The sequence below is a fragment of the Parapedobacter brassicae genome, from assembly GCF_051400755.1.
GTDB lineage: Bacteria > Bacteroidota > Bacteroidia > Sphingobacteriales > Sphingobacteriaceae > Parapedobacter.
Genome location: NZ_JBLFFL010000001.1, coordinates 55,932 through 73,587 on the forward strand (window position 1 = coordinate 55,932; position 17,656 = coordinate 73,587).

A 17,656-nucleotide genomic window follows, 5' to 3' on the forward strand; every position below is an offset into this window, starting at 1 on the left:
CCCGCTAATGATGGGTTGCCGGCGCATGTTTGCGACTTGCATATGAGCAGGTATTTAGCTAAGTTTGTCGTGACGCCTAATAATATCGGTTTTTTGGACATGTCGACACCAGTTACAGTAGATGCTTATCTTTTATTGGGCACCAACATGGGCAATAGGGAGGAGCGGCTACAGGAGGCCCTTAGGTATCTTGAACAGGAGGCAGGCTACATCACCCAAACGTCTTCGATATATGAAACCGCCGCATGGGGGAACGAAAACCAACCTCACTACCTCAATCAGGTCGTATTGGTGACCACGGCCCTTCAACCGTTTCAATTGCTGGAAATCATCAACGCCATCGAGGGCAAAATGGGCAGGGTGCGTGTCACTAAATGGGAATCCAGACCGATCGATATTGACATTTTGTTTTATGGCGATCAGGTGATCGATACAGCGGAGCTGCAAGTACCTCATCCCCAGTTACCCAATCGCAGGTTTGCATTGATGCCGTTGCAGGAAATTGCACCGCTGTTGGTGCATCCTGTGTTGCGGAAAACGATTGCGGACGTGTTGAGGCAAACGCCGGATCGCTTACCTGTGCACCTTTACAAGACCAATACATATGACTAACATGAACTTTGAACAGGCCAACATGAGTTACCTGGAGGACCTTTCAGGAGGCAATACGCAACTCATCAGAGAAATTCTTGAACTTTTCATCAAACAGACGCCAGCGGACGTGGATCTGTTGGCATCCCATATCGAACAGGGAGATTGGGAAAGCGTCTATAAACAGGCCCATCACATCAAACCCACCTTTGCCTATGTGGGTGCAAACGATATGCGCGGAGCACTGCAAGAAATAGAAAGTCTCGCCAAAAACAGGCAAGACCTCGATTTGATACCCGCTAAATTCAGTGCGCTGACCCCTCAGCTCCAAGTGCTTTACAGCGAGCTGAGAGCCTATTTGCTGCTCATTGACTAATCAGATTGCCTTGATTTCGAAATCATAGCTTTCCATAATCAGATTGGCCAACAACTTTTTGCAAGCTTCATCAACCTGCTGGCGTGCCGTTTCTTCATCGGGCGCATCGACTTCTAAGGTGATGTGCTTACCGATCCGTACATTGCTTACCGCAGTAAGCCCCAGGTTTTTCATGCTACCTGTCACCGCTTTTCCTTGGGGATCCAGGATTTCCTTCAGGGGCATCACATTGATTTCTGCCAAAAAGTTCATATGTAAATTATTTGCTGTGCTTAAAATGAATATACGAAAATAAAAAGTACGACACCAGTATCGCCGGAACCGCCGCAAATTTAAGCAAACCGACCAATACCGCACTCAAAATTATAAAAATGAATTTCCACCTGTTCTCCTGCCATGACCATGTGCTCATCTTCAGCGAAAACAGCCGAATATTGCTGACCAGCAACAGGCTTGTCAGCACAATGCTGCCGATGAGGAAAAACGGATGGTAGATGATCGCCCCATGTGTCTGTGCGATAAAGGGTAAGGACACCACATAAAACGCATTCATCGGGGTATTGAGCCCCACGAAATCCGTCGATTGGCGTTCATCGATGTTGAATTTGGCTAAGCGGAGTGCTGAAAACAGGGTCACGGCAAACCCGAAATATGGCAGGTAGTTGCTTGTCGGAAAGGCCGTGCCGAGCAGGTGATAGCACACCGCTCCCGGCACGAGACCGAAACTCACCACATCTGCCAATGAATCCAGCTCCTTGCCAATAAGCGATTTTACGTGCAATGCCCGAGCTACCAGTCCATCGAAAAAATCAAAAATCCCCGACACGACCACGCAATATGCGGCCGCCTCAAGCTGGCCGGCTAGTGCAAACGTGACCCCAATACAACCACTGAAAAGATTCAGGCAGGTGATGAAATTGGGTACATGCTTTTTCATAATGGATGGCTGTAGCGGGAAGAATGCTACAGCCATGATGCATTAGCCGTTCATACTGACGAGGAACTCCTCGTTGGATTTGGTGCCCCGCATTTGGGACAGCAAGAATTCCATCGCTTCTGTTGAGTTCATGTCCGCAAGGTGATTGCGCAATACCCATATCCGTTGAAGGGTTTCACGGTCATTGAGCAAGTCGTCACGACGGGTGCTGGAAGCAATAAGATCAATCGCCGGGAATATCCGTTTATTGGACAGCTTACGATCCAGCTGCAGCTCCATGTTACCGGTACCTTTAAATTCTTCAAAGATCACCTCATCCATCTTGGAGCCGGTATCAATAAGCGCGGTGGCCAATATGGTCAATGAACCGCCATGTTCGATGTTACGTGCCGCACCGAAGAAGCGCTTCGGTTTGTGGAGCGCATTGGCATCCACACCGCCTGAAAGGATCTTTCCTGAAGCCGGAGCCACCGTGTTATAGGCACGTGCCAAACGCGTGATCGAATCCAGCAGGATGACCACGTCATGCCCGCATTCCACCATGCGTTTTGCTTTTTCGAGTACGATATTGGCGATCTTGACGTGCCTTTCCGCAGGCTCGTCAAAGGTAGAAGACACGACTTCTGCCCGTACACTCCGTGCCATATCGGTGACCTCTTCAGGCCGCTCGTCGATCAACAGGATAATCAGGTATACTTCAGGATGATTTTTGGCAATGGCATTCGCCACATCCTTCAGCAACATGGTCTTACCTGTCTTGGGCTGCGCGACGATCAACCCGCGCTGTCCCTTGCCGATGGGCGTAAACAGGTCCATGATCCGCGTGGAGTAATTGCCTGTACCCGTAAACAGTTTCAGCCGCTCGGTCGGGAACAGCGGCGTAAGGAAATCAAACGGCACGCGATCGCGCACGTCTGCCGGGTTCTGCCCGTTAATGGCCTCCACACGTACCAACGGGAAATACTTCTCGCCTTCTTTCGGGGGGCGGATACTTCCGCGCACCGTGTCGCCTGTTTTCAATCCAAAAAGCTTGATCTGAGACTGCGAAACATAGATATCATCTGGTGAGGTCAAGTAGTTGTAATCGGACGACCGCAGAAAACCATAACCATCAGGCATGATTTCCAACACACCTTCGTTGACGATCACATTATCAAAGTCGAGACTGGTGGCGGGTCCTTCGACCTTACTGCCATTAGAAGGCCGTTGCACAGGGTAGGGTTGCTCTGCACGGGGTTCGCGCGGCTCGCTTTCCATCCCGGCACTTTCTCGCCCTTCGCCTATATACTCATCCTTCGTGCTTCTGACACTGATCGGCTCGGCGGCTTTCACCGTACGGATACGCTTGCGCGGCCTATCGTCATCTGTATTGGCATCACCGATCACGGCGACTTCCTCTTGTTCTGCTCGCCTGGCTTCTTCTTCGCCTGTTTCAACTATCTTCGTGACTAATTCGTGTTTTCGAAGTTTGTCTACATCTGGGATGCCGATCAACCTTGCTATCTCACGCAACTCGGATACGAGCTTCGCGTTTAATTCATTAATGTTCATCAATTGTAATATAAATTATATAAGGATTTTGCTGTTACACACAGAAATTTATCCACCCCCGCTCAGCTGCATATCTTTATATAAAGATGATTCAGCATTTGGTCTTCAGAAATCAAAGATTTTCGATGAAGTGTTAGGATAAATTTTGAGAATACTGCGCAAAGTAAAGGATTACATTTGGAATTTCAAAAAAATTTTGAAAAAAATAAAAATTCATTTTGCTGGCAACCTCAATACCGCTCCGACACTCCATGTTCTTCATACTACTACTGCAAGTAATAAGCTGTTTGTCAAGGGTAAACTGATTTCGACATATTATTGACAACACAAAAATCTCGAAAAAGTTTGCGTTATCGCCATCGAAGCCCTATGTTAGGCCCGATTTTGCCGAATCGCTTTTGGCATATTGTTGTAAGATTTTTTGAAATAAGCATACCGATTGTGTGATTTTTTCAGGGAAAACTGTATTTTCGGCGCATATAATCGAATGAACATCATTTTAACTAAAAATACCAACAAACTAAGACCCAACAGATGATTATTATTGCAGACGGAGGATCAACCAAAACCAACTGGTGCTTGCTGGATAACGCTGGTAAAAAAGTGTATTTCAACACGGAGGGCTACAACCCTTATTTTGTGAATAGCGAATACATTGTAAACTCCCTCCGAAAAGGGCTGCCGAAAGACTTACCGTTTGACCAAATAACGGAAGTCAATTACTATGGCGCAGGTGTACATAACGAGGAAAAGGCGAACATTGTCGTAGAGGCGCTCAATCAGGTATTTATCAATTCACGTGTATTCGTTGGCCATGACCTGTTGGCTGCCGCCAGGGCATTACTTGGCGATGAAGCGGGATTTGCGGCCATCTTGGGTACCGGAACCAACACGTGTATCTATGATGGAAATGATATCGCACACAACATCGATTCTGCGGCCTATATCTTGGGTGATGAAGGCAGCGGATGTTATATCGGCAAAAAATTGCTGACCGATTATATTCGGGGATTTATGCCCGAAGATGTGCGCGAAGTCTTTTGGGATACCTTTAAATTGACTCCCGATGATGTAATGGACGCCGTGTATACGAAGCCGTTGGCCAATCGTTTCTGTGCGAGCTTCAGCAAGTTCGTGTACGACGTCATGGTGAACATCAACTACTCGCGTGGCCTCGTACACACCTCTTTCGACGATTTCTTCCGGAATTTGGTCTCCCGCTACCCGGACTACCAAAGCTATACCTTCAATTGTATCGGCTCTGTCGGATATAACTTCCGCAATGTGCTGGAGGAAATTGCACTCCACTATGGCATGAAGGTGGGGCGGATCGTTCGTTCGCCTATAGACGACCTGGTGCAATATCACATCACTAAATCGGCTAAGTAATAACGCGGCCATTAGCGGTGCTAAAAGCCAGGGAGGGAGGCTTGCTATAAAATCAACTCGTCGCCGATGGCCAGCAAATAAAGATTGAGCCCTGCATCGGCAAACTTCTCTTTGGCCACCGCGGTGTCGATAGCGATGGGTGGAAACGTATTATAGTGGATACCGATGATGTTCTTGCAATTGATGAACTGACTTGCGACGATCGCATCATCTACGTCCATCGTGAAATGCCCCCCGATGGGCAAAAATGCCCAATCGAGTCCCACGTGCTCCAACAGCTTCATTTCCAGCGTCAGCGCCGTATCTCCCGCAAAATATATTTTCCTGCCCCCACATTGGAGCACGTACCCCGCCGGGGCACCGGCATACTGGCCGTCCGGCGCAGCGTTGGTATGCAGTGCGTATACCATTTTGATGCTGCCAAAATCAGTCGCCACCGTGCCGCCGAAATTAAAGGGAATGATGTCGGACTCGGGGATGTCCTGGCGGTTGACCCACATAGCCGTCTCCACAATGGCCATCACCTTCGCTCCGCTATTCCGTTGTATTGCCACCACATCAGCCACATGATCATCGTGCGCATGGCTCAAGATGATGTAATCGGGTTTAAGGCTATTGATGTCGATAGCTGTCGCTTGGGGATTCGGACTGATAAAGGGGTCGAACAGCACACTTGCTCCATCCAGTTGCAGCGCTACGCTGGAATGTCCGTAATAGATTGCTTTCATGATGATAGTTGATTTGCTTAATATGCATTATGACTGGCCAAACAAACCGCCCAATCCTCCCAGCATATCTTTGGTGGCCGCCTGCATTTCAGTCTGGCTGATGTTATCTGCCTGCCTCATGGCATGATTGACGGCCACGGCTAGGAGCTCTTCCAGCTCATCCTTACTTGCATTGGAAAGGAATACCTGATCGATGTGCACATCGGTTACCTCCTTATTGGCCGTGGCGGTCACCTTAATGACCCCTCCCTCCGCTTCGCCTCTCACGGTGATATTGTCTAGCCGCTTCTTGATCTCCTCGGCCTTTTGCCGGGCCTCAAACAATTTATCAAACATGTGAACCTCCTTTTATCGCCTCTAAAATACGGAATATGGCGCAAATGTCAAGATGGTCGTTTATGTTTTGTTTTAACCGCTTCGCCTTGCGACGATGATGGCGACAACCAATGACGTGACAGTGCCGACGACCGCCATGGAAAGCGTAGACAGCAACAGGTGGTTTGGCAGCGAAAAAAGCTGTGCCGCCAGCTGCGCATCCATGCCCTTGACATCGATCGAAAAGCGGGTCATATTCGCTAAGAAAGCGGGGTTTATCCCTACGCAGAAGACATACCACACCAGCGGACAGAGCAAAGTCGCCACCAATGTAATCCCAAGCCCCTCCATAAACGCCTTTCGGAAATCCATGTGCCCGCCAAGGCGGTTAGCCGCACTGCGGATACCCCCATATAGGATGGCGACCGAAGGCACCGCGAAGAAGTACGACAGGTACTCGTGGTATCGGATGTATGGGCCGTGAAGCCCTACCAGCCACTCGGCCACGGCCCACAGCAGCATGGCCAATGCCAAGAATACGCCATATCGGATCACATTCATCATATCGCTGCATTTACCCGGTCTTGCCCCGCACCTTTAAGTAGACCACACTATTGTGCGGCATACCCAGCGTAGCGGCCGGCGTGATCGTCAACAGGTTTTGCAGGTATACATCGATAATGCCGGATAATACCCTCCGTCGCGATTCTTCAAATTCAGGCATGACAAAAAATTTGCCCAGGCGCAGCGTTCCGTCCGGCCCCACCAACACCGAGAACGTATGGCTGAAATCCTTATATGCCTTATGGATCACGATGTCGTATTCGGGATACAGGTATTCGTATGCCGATGATTGGCTCAACATGTCGAGGCTATCATGCTGTCGGCGCTTGACCTCCAATATCGGGCTTTTGCTGACCAATTGCGGATAATGCTTGGACGAGAAGGAACTATCCATGCTGTCGAGATTCCGGTTGGCCCGTTGCACCATTTGCTGCACAAACAGCGTGTCAGGCCGACGCGGCTTGCGCAATTCCGCCAGCGGAGTTCCCAATCGGCTCAAGTAATCCTTCGAATAGAACCGCATATATACATTGGAGCGTATCTTATTGACCGTCAGGCCATCGAGGCTCAGGCGCTGGAGCATCATGCTGTCGGGATGCAGGTCGATTACCTTCCAGCTTTCCCGCGCGAAATGGAAAAACGAATCGTGGTCATGCGTGATCTCGAAATTGAAGGAAGAATCGCTCCCCGGCACATAGATCTGCAAGGCATCTCCGCGTGTGAACTTGATATGCCACTCCGGTTCTTGCACAAAACCAATGGAATCATAAGCCAGCCCATTGTCAAACGAGCGCCTCACTTCATAGAAATCAATGCCGACGATCGGTGCAAAAGAAGGCCTTCTCGGATCGTCATCAACGTCGCCTTCTGCTCCGCTTGAACAGCTCCAAAAACAGTAAGATAGCAGCAAAAAGAGGATACCAGTTGGCAACAAACTATTCGTCATTCGCATGGGACGCTAACCTACTACAAATACCAATAATATCCAATAAATTTTGCGATTACGTCGGTGATGGTAGAAGACCTATTTTTTCCGGCTGATCGCGATACCCGATTGGCTGGACTTTTCCACCGTCGTCTCATAGTCGGGGTGATTGTTGACCATATCCATGTATTCACCGATACCGCTGATGCTTTGAAGCACATTGTGCGCGGTAAAGCTCCCGCCTTTGCTGAGTTTCGGATCGACATCCTTAAAATATTGCACATACCAGTCTTTATCCGCATCCGAAAAGACGAAATCGAACGGACCGTCGACCGTTTTGACGATTTGGTGCGCATCGCCCAACTTGAAATCCACCACATCAGATAGGCCTGCTGCTTTGATGTTTTCCATGGCTTGCTTTTGCCTATTCTCGTCAATTTCGATGGTCGTGAGCTTACCGCCGGTTTTGCTCAATGCCCAGGCAATCCAAACGGTGGAATGGCCGGTGGAGGTACCGATCTCCAATGCCGACCGGTAGTTATTCGCCACGATAAGGTCGTGCAGTACCTGGCCGTCTTCGTACGGCACGTTGAGGTCGTGCCACTGCTGCCGGTTTGCTTCCAAAAACGCACGCACCCCTTTGTCCCGCGCGCGCTGGTCGGTCGTGTTTTGGGCCACGCATCCGGCAACTAAACCGAAATACAGCGCACTGCATAACAGGGATTTTAGATGAACAGCAATATTCATGGCGACAGTTAGCTTTTTCGGAGTAATAACACCTCGATCCAAAATTTGTTTGAAGGGAGGGCATTTATATTAATGGTTACCCGCTGCCGGTGTCCGATTAAGTAAAACATCCCTTACTGATTGGTCGCTTTTATTTTATTTCCAAATCAATTGACAGCTCTACATTTCTGTCAACCAATGTCCTTTCGGCCAAATTTCCTTTGTAAGTAATATTCCATTTAAAACGGTCAAAAGTGAACTTGGTTGAGAACGTTTTACCTTTATTTAACGCGCTGAATTCAATGCTTCTGGTGACATCTTTAATACTCAGGTTCCCTATAATTTTCAAGCTGTCAGTGGTTAGATATGCTACGTCTGTAATTTCAAATGTGGCATCCGGATATTTTTCCACATCGAAAAAATCAGTACTCCTGAGGTGATTGATCAGGTTTCTTCTAGGTTCGTTTTCATGCGCAGGGATATCCGTTACCCTCAGGGTTTTCATACTTACCACAAAGTGCCCGCCTATCATTTCTCCACCTTTGGTCAACAAATAGGCCTTCCGAAGTTGTACATCTCCTTCGTGCTTGCGGGTGCCGTACGGCTTTGTGCCTTTCCAACGGACTTTTGATGCTGCCAGATCAATCTTCAGCGTGTCACCGCTTTTATTATTGCTGATTGAAGTGGCCGCTTCGTGAACAGTTACGGCCGACGCATCTGGGCTGTGTTTCCCAACACAGGAGGGCAATAAGAAAGAGACCAGCATTGCTAACAAAAGGTTATTCATAATGCGGGATATTCAAACCCAATATAATATCCCGCCTGATCGTCGGCATGCCGTTTTCAGGAATGGGTTTTACAATTCCCGAACCGCCGCGGTTTTCAAGCTCGTTCCGTTCTTTTTCATTCAGCAAGGGGTCGTCGTCGAATACATACTCGTCAATGTGATATTCATTCCTACTGGATTCTTTTACCAATATATGGATATGTTCAGGTTCTACTCCATTGGGATATGCGCCTGGTCTGAACGTGTAAAATGTATACTTCCCGTCTCTGCCTGTCTTTATCCATCCGCGAATGAATCCGTGCCGTCTATCCCATCCGCGTTCATCCCCTTTAGTAGGATAAATTCCGTTTCTATCAGTATGATAAATGTATACAATAACGTTTTCTGCGGGAGTCTTCCCGTCCTTCTTAAAAACAGTTCCTGTTATTCTGATTTTTGGCTCGTTTTCCTGGAATGCCGGCAAGGTATCGGTAGGAGTCAGTTTTCTTTGCCCGTATTCATAAATTGCTTCGCAACCTTCACAAGGTCCGCCGACCCTTTTATCGGTTCCGGTTTTCTTATTCTGTGCCTGGCAGGATGTGCATGACACCAAAAATGCCAGTATGAAAAGGTATCTGTTCATATATTTCGCTTGATATCATTACAATGATAAAAGAAGCGCGACTAATATGAAAAGATAGTAGACCAACTACCGGTATTATAGATTAAAAGCAACTAATTTCGGAATCTGGGGGTGACGTTGCCTGCGGCTTTTACTGTTTTCCACTCGCTCAAACGAGTTTGGCTCGCTTTAAAACAGCAAAAGCCCTTGCTGACGCAAGAGCTTTTTGGTCGGTCGGGGTGGCGGGATTCGAACCCACGGCCTCTTCGTCCCGAACGAAGCGCGCTACCGGGCTGCGCTACACCCCGTTTCCGGTATTGCGAGCAAAAATATTATTTATCTTGGAATAGACCAATTATTTCAGAAAAGTTGTATTCACATGGCCAGCAAAATCCCTACATAATGACAAATGGCTGCTGCCAGCACCAACGCGTGCCATATGGCATGAGCATTCATGTTTTTTTTATAGCTGTAAAAGGCAATACCCAAGGAATACAATCCGGCCCCTACGAAAATCAATATCAGCACCGCGGCGGGAAGGTAGCTGAAAAACCTGCTTCCGCCAACGACCATGATCCACCCCATTAGAAAGTAGATGAGCGTAGAGATGATGTTGAACCGACCGGTAAACCAGATCTTGAAAAAGACGCCTATGATCGTCAGTCCCCACAGGACAGCCAATAGCGTAATGCCGAAGGCATCATTGAAATATACCAACAGGAATGGCGTATAGGTACCAACGATCAGGAAATAAATACTGATGTGATCAAAAATCTCGAAAGCGTCTTTGGTGACGGCATCTTTTGACAGATGGAATACTGTGGAACAAGTGAAAAGTAGCAAAAAGCAAAAGCCATAAATACCTGATCCGATCACACCGGGCGTATTGCCATGTGCCGTGGCGATCCCCGTTAGCACGGGCAGGCCGCTAATCCCAAAAAGGATGCCGGCCCCGTGTATAAGGCCGCACATTAAATCTTGCTTACGCGTATAAATGGGTAGGGGCTGTCGTTTCCTCTTCATCGTTTTACGCAGGTTAAAAGTCTTCCTCACCGAGTTTCTTCAGCATTTTGGCGTGTTGCAGCAACGCTTTCAAGAAGGTAGGTTGTTCGTGATAAGGCAGCCCAAAAGCGATGGCGGTTGATTTGACGATAGGCGCAATCTTCGGATAATGCACATGGCATATCTTGGTAAATAGGTGGTGTTCGATCTGGTAGTTGAGCCCTCCGATAAACCAGGAGAGAATTCGGCTATTGGGGGAGAAATTGGTGGTATTGCCCAACTCGTGCACCGCCCAGGAATCGGCCATGTGCCGGGTATCTGCCGTTGTCAAAGGGGCAGCAAATGCAGATTCTTCCATAATGTGGGAAGGCTGGAAGATGCAGGAAAGGAAAAGCCCGGCGATAAAATGCATTATGACAAACCCCGCCAGCACCGTATACCACGGCATGCCAGAAAATAACAAAGGCAGCACCAAAATGTAACCGTAGTAAAACAATTTGTACAACGTGATTCGGAAGAGGGCCTGTCTCAGCGATACCTTGTGCTTGACCAGCAGCTCATGTTGTTTATAGCGGACCACTTGCAGGTAGTCCTTTGCCGTCATCCAATACAGGGTCATCATCATGTAAAAGAACCAGGCATACAGGTATTGGTAACGGTGAAACCAGTAGCGAGGCTGCCGTGGTGAGAAGCGCAGCAAAACGATGCTGTCAATGTCATCGTCAAGGCCGGCAATATTAGTATAGGTATGGTGTAAAAGGTTATGCTGGATTTTCCAGGTGACCGTATATCCGCCTACAATCTCCAGGATGTAACCGATGGTATTGTTCACCTTTTTATTCGGAGAATAAGTGCCGTGATTGGCATCGTGCATGACCGAGGTGCCTATACCAATCATACCTAACCCCATTACAAACCAGCACCCAAGGAACAGCCAACTATTATCGCCGGCCGCACCGGTGACCATCGCGATATAGGGAACAAAATACAACAGGAGCATCGTGAATGTCTTTACCCACATGGCTGTATTGGCAAACGGTGAAATATCATTCCCTTCAAAGTAATCTTTCACCTTGGAAACCACGCTGTCATAAAAACTATCATTCCCCTTTGGGGCAAAGCGGACGATATCTAATTTTTCCACTTTCATCGTGTCATGGGTTTGAGCGCGAACGTGAATCAATCATACCTCTACTGAATAACAACAACCAAGGTATAGATTGTTTTATTTTTTTGCTCATGACAAACCCAAAAGTTCTGATTTGTGAAGCGCAATTTCCCAGGATCGCGCCTAATTATCTAAAACCTATCCAATTCCTCCGGCAACACTTTTCCAAGGCTCCTTGCCTTTTCCAAATACAACCTGGCATTTAATTCATCCTTTAGCCCAGCATAGGACATAGCAAGCATAAAATTCAACTCTCCCAGGCTTGCGGGAGTAAGCTTTCCGTAAATACCTTGTCTTTCGCCCTTCTTTCCCGCTTCGATCGCAACCTCTTCCTCCCTCAGGGTCTGCTCGAACAACATCTTGCTTTTCTCAAATGCTGAATTAGTATTCAAAAACTTGGCATAAGCCAACCTTACCCTGAATAGGTCATTGATATTGAACATACGGTGACTCTCCTTCCGCAAGGATTTTTCTCCTTCGATCTTAAAGATGTTTATCGCTCGATTAAAATTTAGATCCGCAGCGTCATTATCCCCCTTCAGCGTGGAAATGAACGCCAGTTCGATAAAACTTTTGTAATGCAGGGAATCCTTTTCCCTTAAAATCTTTTCAAAGGTTTTTGTAGCACTGTCCAATTCGTTATATTTTTTCTCTACCAAGCCTTTTAAAAACCAGGTTTCGTTGTTCTTCGGATCTTTCTCCATCAATTTATTCCAATATCGCCAGGAGTCATTCCTGTTGTTTTCGTCCATGGACATCAACAACAAGTGTCGATAAGTAATCACATTGTTAGAGTCGATCTTCAATACCTCAAAAAAATTTTCCTTTGCTTGATCAAACTGTTTTGATTGTGCCAAACGGACGGCTTCCGTGGCCAACGAATTTGCCTTACTTTTCAGCTTTCGTTGCTCATACTGTTCATTCTCCCTTTTTACCTGTTCTGGATTGTTCAAAAATGAAAATTTACCGAAGTATAGATCGGGCTCTTCCCGTGGAGGAATCCAACCGTCGTAATTAGGATGTGTAAATTCCCTGTCTGGTTTGAACTGTATTATCCCCCAGGTATTATTAATTTCCGAAAGTGCCATTTCCCGGTTATCCAATGGATAATAATACCTGAGACTTACGTATCCGAGATCAAACTTGACAAGGTGCACCACCAAAGAACCATAATTATCAACCGTGTCCTTAAATCTATATTTTTGTTTAGTATCGTAGATAAAAACCGTATCTGCATTGACCAGCTTTCTGGAAGTACTTTTTACATCTTCTAAAAGTTTAAAATTTGGACTATATCCGATCATATTTGTGCCCAACATATTTTGATTCGCCTTTTTCCTATACGCTTCTACCGAACTACTATCATTGTTGTATTTATAATAGGAACTTAGCCTGATCCATGATGTTGAAAAACCGACAAGAATGTCCCCATTCTTTAGTTCAACGGGGTTACCAAAAACCAAATAAGGATTAAAACGAAAACGTTTTTTATGCATTTCCACGAGTTCATCTTTAGAAAGCATCATCAAGCTGCTCAATGAATCAGGTAATTTCGGGTTCATAACCGTATCATATCCATCAGGCTTGAACACGAGGGCATTTACCTCATCCAAATTTTTGATGGCTGCCCTATCCAATTCTCCAAGCTTTTTGGAACGAATAATCTCTTGAGCATTTACTCCAATGGAAAAGGAGATAGAAACAATGATTAGTAAGACTCTTTTATAATTCATAATTTTAAGGTAAGACAACCTGTTAGTCAAACGAATATACCAATCTACCAGATTCTTTGGAAGTTAGTTTTGGACTGATGCAACTTTTCTTGATATTCCACACAAGGAATAAAAATAATCTCCAAACACCCCATAAATTTCCTGCCGCTTAATTAAAAATCCATTGTCCGGATACGAACAACAGGTGTTCGAATACGAACACATTACGGGAATATCGATATATAATCGCCTGAATATAACTAATTTAATTATTTGGTGTCTTTATTGTAAATCGTTGACCATTAAACAATAGTTGATGGACTAACGACAAACGCCATGATAAAGAACTATTTCAAAACCGCATTCAGGAGTTTGACCCGCAACAGGAGTTACACGATGATCAACATCGCAGGATTAGCTGTTGGCATTGCCGTTTGTATGCTCATCTTTATCATTATACAGTTTCAAACGAGTTTCGATAGTTTTCACGCAAAGAAGGACCGCATCTATCGTGTGTTAACCGAATATCATCATGCAGATGCAGCAACTATTTCTTACGGGAAAGACGTTCCTGTTCCCCTGCCGACAGGATTGAAAACGGCTTTTCCTCAAATAGAACAAGTGGCTCCGATTTGGGCAAGCCACAATGACCAATTACGATTACCTGACGGTAATGGAAAAACGACAAAGACATTTAAAGAAGATAAAGGTGTATTTTTTACAACGCCTTCATTCTTTAACATGTTTGATTATCCGCTGCTTGCAGGTTCGTATGAATCGTTAAAAGATCCAAACAATGTATTGCTTACAAAAGAGATTGCAGAAAAATATTTTGGTGACTGGAAAACAGCAATGGGTAAAACCATTCACCTGGAAGCAGGCGGCAATATATTCAGTCACAGCGTTGATGTTTTGAACGTGTCAGGTATTCTTGCTACCATACCTGCAAATACAGACTTTCAGCTAAAACTTGTTGTGGCTTTTGGAACAGGTATTACCGACTATATGACAAAAAACTCCGATTGGAGGGATGGAACGAATGCTGATTTTGGTTGCTATATTTTATTGCCTCCGAATAGTTCTGTTGACAATTTCAATCAACAACTAAGAGCGTACTCGCGAAAGATGGAATCTGCCGACTATAAGAATAGTCACATTATACAACCATTAACTGCAGTGCATTATGACACACTAGCAGGTAACTACAGCAACAAAACAATCAGTCATGAACTACTCAAGGTATTATGGTTGATTGCAGCATTCATCTTATTAATCGCTTGCGTTAACTTCGTCAACCTCTCCACTGCCCAAGCTGTTAATCGTGCAAAAGAGATTGGCGTAAGAAAAGTTTTGGGGAGTAATAAATCGCAATTACAACTCCAATTCATCACAGAAACATTTTTGATCGTGTTGAGTGCAGTACTGCTTGCCGCAGCTATTACCATGCTTGCAATGCGTCCTGTAAATCAACTTTTAGCGCTTTCGCTTTCATTCAACCTATTGGACAATCCTGCCATTATTTTATTTCTTTTGATGGTCACCATTGTGGTGACCGCACTCGCCGGTTTTTATCCTTCGCTAGTTTTATCACGTTTCAATCCTGTTGATGCGTTAAAGTGCAAACTCACAGCAAACACTGCGGGAATTTCATTAAGAAGAGGGTTGGTCGTGTTTCAATTCATCATTGCACAGGCACTCATCATCGGGACACTCATCATCGTAAAGCAAATGAATTATTTTATGGATCAACCGTTGGGTTTCGATAAAGATGCAATTGTAAATGTTCCTTTTCGTGTAGATAGTCTTCGCATAAGCAGGATGGCTTCTTTGAAAGACCAGTTGTTATCCGTAAGCGGCGTGCAAGCAGTGAGTTTCAGTTCCAATACACCCGTTGAAGATGGCATTGATTTGTGGAGCACATTCAAATTTGACCATGCAATAAAAGAAGCAGATTTTAAAGCGATCACCAAATTCGCTGACGACGAATACGTGCCGACGTATAAATTACAACTGATAGCCGGAAGAAATTTGCGACCTTCCGGGATGACACGAGAATTTTTAGTGAATGAATCGTTCGTGAAAAGTTTAGGACTTAAAAATCCGGAAGATATACTGACCAAAGAAATAAGCATCTGGGAAGATCGAATAAAATGTCCTGTTGTTGGCGTGCTGAAAGATTTTAACGACAGGTCTTTTCGCCATGATCTTGCACCATTACTGATTACCACAAACGGCACCATGTACAACCAGGCCGGAATAAAACTTGAAACGGCAAACGTTTCTTCTACATTGCTGGCTGTCAAAAAAATATTTGAAGAAACATTTCCTGATTTTGTTTATGAATACAAGTTTCTTGATGATAAAATTGAAAGCTTTTACAAAAAGGAAAATCAGCTAGCGCAGTTGTATAAAATTTTTGCAGGCGTCGCGATCTTCCTTAGCTGTCTCGGGTTGTATGGCTTGGCCTCATTCATGGCCGTGCAGCGGATAAAAGAAGTTGGTATTCGTAAAGTATTTGGGGCTACTGCGGGCAATATCGTTTATTTGTTTTCAAAAGAATTTATCATACTCATTGCAATTGCCTTTGCGATTGCTACACCCATTGCGTGGTATTACATGCACCAATGGTTGCAAGATTATGCTTATCGCATCGACATCAGTTGGTGGTTATTTGTTGCCGGCGGACTTGTTGCCATAATCATTGCACTTGCAACGATAAGTTTCCAGATCATAAAAGCAGCGATAGCAAACCCGGTGAAGAGTTTGAGGACGGAATGATAAAATGTTCATTTGGCCATGTTCAATTTAATTTCCATAAAATCGCTCAGTCTCAGGCCATCTATAAATTCGTTGGAATAAACCAGTTTCAATAAGTTGGCATAACGCGGGGCAAATTCTATTTCACGCCCATTAGCCTTAAACAACTCATTAGTACGGGACGGCTCTTGCGGCATCTGGATTAAACTGAAATAGATTGCATCAATTATGCTCCGCTGCCTTAATTCCTCAGCACTTTCACTGGTGTTGAAAGAAAGCAGTACTTTATTTTTAATAAGCTTCGGAAACATACAGGTTCTCCCTGCGATTTTTTCGTTGCTGCCCTTTATCGATTCCTTTTGCTGTTCCGATTGTCGGAAATCAAAAACAATTCCGTGACTGGGTTCAATAACGGTCGATCGGGCTAGTTTGAGGTTTATATTGGGAGATATCTTATTGAGGGCTAAAATGGCACGCGCTATGGTGAGGGAGTCTTCCTGTTGTATCGGTCCATACAGGTATAGGTTTATTTCTTTTGGGTGCTTTAGGAAGACGCCATCGAAAAAACATTCTTCTATATCTTCATACGAAGTTTGCGGGTATCTTTCCAGTAAATTTTCAATCTTTTGGCGCGTATTAACCGCGCAGAGCTCATCAGCAAAGTCCTTTTCAAATGACTCCCTCGTGTAGTTTGCAGGAATTACAGGTTCGTAGAGTAACGATAGTACGTCAACGTCTAATGGTGTTAACGATTTAGCTGGATTGTAATTTTCGAAAAAAAGACTGCTCGGATAGTTATAACTGTCACCTATCACACCAAGCGATTGTAAGATTTCCTCTAGCACGATCTTGTACCTAGTTGAGTAGGCCAGGTCCTTTTTAGTGTAATAAATGCCAACGGTAGCCGCATCTATAATACCATCATAAGCGATTGATCTCCCCATTCCGAAATGTTCATCGGAATCATTATCGCTTATGGAAACGCTGTCTAACCTTAAAAAAGCATGAACTTCTTTTAAAGCCCCAAAAAACAGCTTAATTGACGCGGAATCACTAGTTTTGGCAAGCGAACACTTGATGGGAAGATTCAACTCACTTATTTCCGAAATCGCTCTTTCTACATATCCGATCTCATCTTCAGTCGCATGGCCTAAAATTGCAATCGTAGGGTTAGAATTCCATTTTGTAATGATATTTCTTTTTCCGTTGCCATCCTCATGAAAAACCGTTTCATAAAAGTAATTCAAGGTTTCGGCACTGTATTTATCTTTTAAGTAGTTCAAATTTTTAGAACTGATTGTTGATTCATCCGTAGAAACGCAGCTGGGGAACATAGCCAAGAAATAAATCCCTAGCATCCAATAAACGAATGGACTTTTTTTAGGCGACATCATCATAAAGTGATATTAAGCATGGTGACAAGCAATGACAAAAATGGGTTCAACGAGGATTAATTTGTCGGGAGTGACTGTGTCCCACTATGCCCCCACTCTTGGCCACATCCATCTCGTGCCTCTGGCTTCTTAT

The 17,656-nt window shown here is 45.2% G+C and carries 18 protein-coding genes and 1 tRNA gene; 4 read left to right on the plus strand and 15 right to left on the minus strand.

The genetic code is table 11. The annotated features are described in order from the left end of the window. Nucleotides 1-42: 42 nt before the first annotated feature. Nucleotides 43-612: a 2-amino-4-hydroxy-6-hydroxymethyldihydropteridine diphosphokinase gene (gene folK, locus ACMGDE_RS00260; protein WP_436830736.1), complete on the plus strand. Its 570-nt coding sequence runs from the start codon at nt 43-45 to the stop codon at nt 610-612. A gap of 1 nt (nt 613) precedes the next feature. Beyond that, nucleotides 614-967: an Hpt domain-containing protein gene (locus tag ACMGDE_RS00265; protein ID WP_436830737.1), complete on the plus strand. Its 354-nt coding sequence runs from the start codon at nt 614-616 to the stop codon at nt 965-967. Here ACMGDE_RS00265 and purS read toward each other — a convergent pair whose 3' ends face one another. From purS to rho, 3 genes are read right to left on the minus strand one after another with little or no spacing between them, the layout of a single operon-like run. Beyond that, nucleotides 968-1,219: a phosphoribosylformylglycinamidine synthase subunit PurS gene (purS, locus tag ACMGDE_RS00270; protein ID WP_436830738.1), complete on the minus strand. Its 252-nt coding sequence runs from the start codon at nt 1,217-1,219 to the stop codon at nt 968-970. 7 nt (nt 1,220-1,226) lie between these two features. Beyond that, complete coding sequence (gene pssA / locus ACMGDE_RS00275) at nt 1,227-1,940, minus strand: CDP-diacylglycerol--serine O-phosphatidyltransferase (protein ID WP_436830739.1); 714 nt, start codon at nt 1,938-1,940, stop codon at nt 1,227-1,229. Nucleotides 1,941-1,946: 6 nt separating this feature from the next. Then, nucleotides 1,947-3,455, minus strand: a complete 1,509-nt coding sequence (gene rho / locus ACMGDE_RS00280; protein ID WP_436830740.1) for a transcription termination factor Rho — start codon at nt 3,453-3,455, stop codon at nt 1,947-1,949. Between the two features lie 534 nt (nt 3,456-3,989). Here rho and ACMGDE_RS00285 point away from each other — a divergent pair. Continuing rightward, entirely contained in the window at nt 3,990-4,844 is an 855-nt protein-coding gene (locus ACMGDE_RS00285) for an N-acetylglucosamine kinase (RefSeq protein WP_436830741.1), read from the plus strand. A 44-nt stretch (nt 4,845-4,888) separates the two neighbouring features. Here the strand turns inward: ACMGDE_RS00285 and ACMGDE_RS00290 are convergent, their stop codons facing one another. From ACMGDE_RS00290 to ACMGDE_RS00340, 11 genes are all read right to left on the minus strand, one after another. Continuing rightward, on the minus strand, nt 4,889-5,572 hold the full coding sequence (locus ACMGDE_RS00290) for a metal-dependent hydrolase (protein ID WP_436830742.1): 684 nt from the start codon (nt 5,570-5,572) through the stop codon (nt 4,889-4,891). Nucleotides 5,573-5,599: 27 nt separating this feature from the next. Continuing rightward, nucleotides 5,600-5,908: a YbaB/EbfC family nucleoid-associated protein gene (locus ACMGDE_RS00295; RefSeq protein WP_436830743.1), complete on the minus strand. Its 309-nt coding sequence runs from the start codon at nt 5,906-5,908 to the stop codon at nt 5,600-5,602. Between the two features lie 72 nt (nt 5,909-5,980). Continuing rightward, nucleotides 5,981-6,451, minus strand: coding sequence for a DUF4199 domain-containing protein (locus ACMGDE_RS00300; RefSeq protein ID WP_436830744.1), 471 nt, complete (start codon nt 6,449-6,451; stop codon nt 5,981-5,983). 10 nt (nt 6,452-6,461) lie between these two features. Further along, a complete protein-coding gene (locus tag ACMGDE_RS00305; RefSeq protein ID WP_436830745.1) occupies nt 6,462-7,397 on the minus strand; it encodes a hypothetical protein in 936 nt (311 codons plus the stop codon). Nucleotides 7,398-7,475: 78 nt separating this feature from the next. Continuing rightward, nucleotides 7,476-8,123, minus strand: coding sequence for an O-methyltransferase (locus tag ACMGDE_RS00310; protein ID WP_436830746.1), 648 nt, complete (start codon nt 8,121-8,123; stop codon nt 7,476-7,478). Nucleotides 8,124-8,253: 130 nt separating this feature from the next. After that, the gene (locus tag ACMGDE_RS00315) at nt 8,254-8,889 is read right to left on the minus strand and encodes a YceI family protein (protein ID WP_436830747.1); all 636 of its coding nucleotides are present in this window, start codon (nt 8,887-8,889) and stop codon (nt 8,254-8,256) included. After that, the gene (locus tag ACMGDE_RS00320; RefSeq protein ID WP_436830748.1) at nt 8,882-9,511 is read right to left on the minus strand and encodes a dioxygenase family protein; all 630 of its coding nucleotides are present in this window, start codon (nt 9,509-9,511) and stop codon (nt 8,882-8,884) included. Before ACMGDE_RS00320 ends, ACMGDE_RS00315 begins: the two co-directional genes overlap by 8 nt. Nucleotides 9,512-9,724: 213 nt before the next feature. Further along, nucleotides 9,725-9,798, minus strand: a tRNA-Pro gene (locus tag ACMGDE_RS00325). Between the two features lie 67 nt (nt 9,799-9,865). Further along, complete coding sequence (gene trhA / locus ACMGDE_RS00330) at nt 9,866-10,513, minus strand: PAQR family membrane homeostasis protein TrhA (protein ID WP_436830749.1); 648 nt, start codon at nt 10,511-10,513, stop codon at nt 9,866-9,868. Nucleotides 10,514-10,526: 13 nt separating this feature from the next. After that, nucleotides 10,527-11,642, minus strand: a complete 1,116-nt coding sequence (locus ACMGDE_RS00335; RefSeq protein ID WP_436830750.1) for a fatty acid desaturase family protein — start codon at nt 11,640-11,642, stop codon at nt 10,527-10,529. Nucleotides 11,643-11,791: 149 nt separating this feature from the next. Next, complete coding sequence (locus tag ACMGDE_RS00340; RefSeq protein ID WP_436830751.1) at nt 11,792-13,393, minus strand: tetratricopeptide repeat protein; 1,602 nt, start codon at nt 13,391-13,393, stop codon at nt 11,792-11,794. Between the two features lie 315 nt (nt 13,394-13,708). Between ACMGDE_RS00340 and ACMGDE_RS00345 the strand changes: the two genes are divergently transcribed. Further along, nucleotides 13,709-16,150: an ABC transporter permease gene (locus ACMGDE_RS00345; protein ID WP_436830752.1), complete on the plus strand. Its 2,442-nt coding sequence runs from the start codon at nt 13,709-13,711 to the stop codon at nt 16,148-16,150. Between the two features lie 8 nt (nt 16,151-16,158). Here ACMGDE_RS00345 and ACMGDE_RS00350 read toward each other — a convergent pair whose 3' ends face one another. Then, nucleotides 16,159-17,523, minus strand: coding sequence for a DUF2927 domain-containing protein (locus ACMGDE_RS00350; RefSeq protein WP_436830753.1), 1,365 nt, complete (start codon nt 17,521-17,523; stop codon nt 16,159-16,161). Nucleotides 17,524-17,656: the final 133 nt, after the last annotated feature.